This window comes from Flavitalea antarctica, assembly GCF_054461535.1.
The window spans coordinates 1-3,634 of the sequence record NZ_JBTLQG010000077.1 but is presented as its reverse complement, the minus strand read 5'-3'; the positions used below and the strand labels follow the sequence as shown (position 1 = coordinate 3,634).

Here is a 3,634-nt window from a genome sequence, read left to right as displayed (position 1 = left end):
TTTCATCGTCCGACGAAGCTTTAGCGTAGTCGGATTTTTACACCAACGGAGGCTCAATCTCCAAACAACAAACACTAGTTCTTTAAATACTGTAACCCGAGATAGATCCGTAGCTCAGCCTGGTTAGAGCACTACACTGATAATGTAGGGGTCAGCAGTTCAAATCTGCTCGGGTCTACTAATTTTTGGTGTGACTTTTTTGGCCTGCTTATTACTTCGTTAATTCGAAGTATTATTAACGCCGATTTTTGTGCACTATTAGTTCTTTTCAAAATATCTGGGGGGTTAGCTCAGTTGGCTAGAGCATCCCGCTTGAAGGCGGGAGGGTCATCCGATCGGCACCTCAACAAGTTCTTTACAAAATACCTGGGGGGTTAGCTCAGTTGGCTAGAGCATCTGCCTTGCACGCAGAGGGTCATCGGTTCGACTCCGATATCCTCCACAGAAAGTGTTTAGCTAAGTTGGCTAAGCATCCCGCACTTAAGTGCGGGAGGGTCATCGGTTCGACTCCGATATCCTCCACAGGAAGTAGTACAGCAAATGCTTACTATTTAAATTAGTTCTTTTTGTATGGTAATGGTTATGTGAGTAACTGACACTGGATCGTATCCAGCTTATCAACATTGATAGATTAGTCTATCAAAAGTTCTTTGACATATTGGGATAATAAGTTGTAAATAAGTAAATGAGTAATAGTAATAACTCTTTTAAAGCACTTAAGGGCGTATGGTGGATGCCTTGGCTCTGAGAGACGAAGAAGGACGTGGTAAGCTGCGATAAGCTTCGGGGAGCTGCACACAAGCGATATATCCGAAGATTTCCGAATGGGACAACCCAGCACACTGAAGGTGTGTTATCCATAGCAATATGGAAGTCAACCCTCTGAACTGAAACATCTAAGTAGGAGGAGGAAAAGAAAATAATAATGATTCCCTGAGTAGTGGCGAGCGAAAAGGGAAGAGCCCAAACTTGTGCAGCGTGCTGCATGAGGGTTGTAGGACCACATTTAGAAGTCGACATCAAGCTGAATTTTCTGGAAAGTTAAACCATAGCAGGTGATAGTCCTGTAAGCAGAAATTGTCGAGGACGCGTGGAATCCTGAGTAAGGCGGGACCGGAGGAATCCTGCCTGAATCTGCCGGCACCATCCGGTAAGGCTAAATACTTCTCAGAGACCGATAGTGAACCAGTACCGTAAGGGAAAGGTGAAAAGCACCCTAAATAAGGGAGTGAAATAGTACCTGAAACCGTACGCCTACAAGCGGTCGGAGCCTAGAAATGGGTGACGGCGTGCCTTTTGCATAATGAGCCTACGAGTTGCTCCTCACTAGCGAGGTTAAGTTCTTCAGGAACGAAGCCGTAGCGAAAGCGAGTCCAAATAGGGCTACTAGTTAGTGGGGGCAGACGCGAAACTTTGTGATCTATCCATGGGCAGGTTGAAGGTGTGGTAACACACACTGGAGGACCGAACCCATTAGCGTTGAAAAGCTATGGGATGACCTGTGGATAGGGGTGAAAGGCCAATCAAACTGAGAGATAGCTCGTTCTCCCCGAAATGTTTTTAGGAACAGCCTCGGATATAGAAGTTTACTAGAGGTAGAGCTACTGATTGGGCTAGGGGGCTTCACCGCCTACCAAACCCTGACAAACTCCGAATGCTAGTAAATATCTCCGGGAGTGAGGCTGCGGGTGCTAAGATCCGTGGCCGAGAGGGAAATAACCCAGATTAGCAGCTAAGGTCCCTAAGCGTATGTTAAGTTGATCAAACGAGGTGGAGTTTCTATAACAGCCAGGATGTTGGCTTGGAAGCAGCCATTCATTTAAAGAGTGCGTAACAGCTCACTGGTCGAGAGACTCTGCACGGAAAATAATCGGGCATCAAACATACCACCGAAGCTCTAAGTTGCACACCAGGTGTGTATACGGTAGGGGAGCATTCTGAACTGCGTCGAAGGTGTCAGGCGACTGATGCTGGAGCGTTCAGAAACGAAAATGTAGGCATAAGTAGCGATAAAAGTAGTGAAAAACTACTTCACCGTAAGACTAAGGGTTCCTGATCAACGTTAATCGGATCAGGGTTAGTCGGGTCCTTAGGCAAACCCGAAAGGGGCAGCTGATGGAAAACTGGTTAATATTCCAGTACCCGCTTTAGTTTCGATGGGGTGACGGGGTAGTGAACAACCTGCGAGGCAACGGATGTTCTCGTTAAAGCGTGTAGTTATATCTTTTACAGGTAAATCCGTAAGAGATGGCGAACGTGATAGTACTCGGAAGCTTCGGCTGAAGAGATAATGGTTCTAATCATACCCCCGAGAAAAACCTCTAAGGTTAGGCTAAAGCGGCCCGTACCGTAAACCGACACAGGTAGTCGAGGAGAATATCCTAAGGTGCTCGGGTGAGCCGCGGAGAAGGAACTAGGCAAATTGATGCTGTAACTTCGGGATAAAGCATACCACTCTATGAGTGGTCTCAGTAAAATGGTTCAACCAACTGTTTAACAAAAACACAGGGCCCTGCAAAATCGTAAGATGACGTATAGAGCCTGATACCTGCCCGGTGCTGGAAGGTTAAGGAAGGATGTTCGGCGCAAGCCAAAGCTTCTGACTGAAGCCCCAGTAAACGGCGGCCGTAACTATAACGGTCCTAAGGTAGCGAAATTCCTTGTCGGGTAAGTTCCGACCTGCACGAATGGTCTAATGAGTTGAACGCTGTCTCCTCCGCGAGCCCGGCGAAATTGTAGTATCGGTGAAGATGCCGGTTACCCGTCACGGGACGGAAAGACCCCGTGAACCTTCACTACAACTTTGCATTGATTTTGAGCAAACGATGTGTAGAATAGTTGGGACGCTACGAAGCGGTGCCGCCAGGTGCCGTGGAGCGGTCGTTGAAATACCAACCTTCGTTTGCTTAGAGTCTAATCCCTAACGGGACACAGTGCATGGTGGGTAGTTTGACTGGGGTGGTCGCCTCCTAAAAAGTAACGGAGGCTTGCAAAGGTTCCCTCAGTACGGTTGGTAATCGTACGAAGAGCGCATTAGTATAAGGGAGCTTGACTGTGAGACAGACAAGTCGAGCAGGGTCGAAAGACGGCTAAAGTGATCCGGTGGTTCTGCATGGAAGGGCCATCGCTCAAAGGATAAAAGGTACTCCGGGGATAACAGGCTGATCTCCCCCAAGAGCTCATATCGACGGGGAGGTTTGGCACCTCGATGTCGGTTCGTCACATCCTGGGGCTGGAGAAGGTCCCAAGGGTTCGGCTGTTCGCCGATTAAAGTGGCACGTGAACTGGGTTCAGAACGTCGCAAGACAGTTCGGTCCCTATCTGTGATGGGCGTTAGAAAATTGAGTGGACATGACCTTAGTACGAGAGGACCGGGTCGTACGTACCGCTGGTGTATCTGTTGTGCCGCCAGGTGCAGCGCAGAGTAGCTATGTACGGACAGGATAAACGCTGAAAGCATCTAAGCGTGAAACCTTCCACGAGATGAGTTTTCTTTTAAGGGTCGTCAAAGACTATGACGTTGATAGGCTATAGGTGTAAAGGTGGCAACATCAAAGCCGAGTAGTACTAATTGCCCGTACGCTTTAATTTTTTTTTAATGATCTGCAGAAGTAGGACGTTGATCTTCGGATCC

At 47.9% G+C, this 3,634-nt stretch carries 3 tRNA genes and 1 rRNA gene; all 4 read left to right on the top strand.

From position 1 onward, the window contains the following. Positions 1-103 precede the first annotated feature (103 nt). A tRNA-Ile gene (locus ACX0G7_RS27200) sits at positions 104-178 on the top strand. A 190-nt stretch (positions 179-368) separates the two neighbouring features. Next, positions 369-442: transfer RNA gene (locus ACX0G7_RS27195), tRNA-Ala, on the top strand. A gap of 8 nt (positions 443-450) precedes the next feature. After that, a tRNA-Lys gene (locus ACX0G7_RS27190) sits at positions 451-522 on the top strand. Between the two features lie 184 nt (positions 523-706). Continuing rightward, positions 707-3,591: ribosomal RNA gene (locus tag ACX0G7_RS27185) — 23S ribosomal RNA — on the top strand. The last annotated feature ends 43 nt before the right edge of the window (positions 3,592-3,634 follow it).